The organism is Nocardiopsis lucentensis DSM 44048 (assembly GCF_000341125.1).
Taxonomy (GTDB): Bacteria; Actinomycetota; Actinomycetes; order Streptosporangiales; family Streptosporangiaceae; genus Nocardiopsis; species Nocardiopsis lucentensis.
Window position 1 is genome coordinate 1 of the sequence record NZ_ANBC01000857.1, and the last position, 280, is coordinate 280.

The following is a 280-nucleotide window of genomic DNA, read 5'->3' on the forward strand; positions in this document are numbered from 1 at the left end:
CACCGTTGTCGCCGTCGTTGCCGTCGTCACCGTTGTCGCCGTCGTCACCGTTGTCGCCGTCGTCACCGTCGTTGCCGTCATCACCCCCGTCGCCGTCGTCGCCGTCGTCACCGTCGTCGCCGCCGTCGCCGTCGCCGCCGCCGTCGCCGCCGTCATCCGAGATCTGCTCCATACAGGCGGCCTCGGCGAGACCGAGCACGGACACCGCGTTGCCGCAGATCTCGACGGCCGCGTCGACCGGGACGATGATCTGGTTGCCGCTGGCCACACCGCCGGAACC

At 71.1% G+C, this 280-nt stretch carries 1 protein-coding gene; it reads right to left on the reverse strand.

Going from position 1 to position 280, the window contains the following annotated elements; translation table 11 throughout:
• The coding region (locus D471_RS36895; RefSeq protein ID WP_017601991.1) for a chaplin family protein at window positions 1-280 on the reverse strand (280 nt) is incomplete at both ends.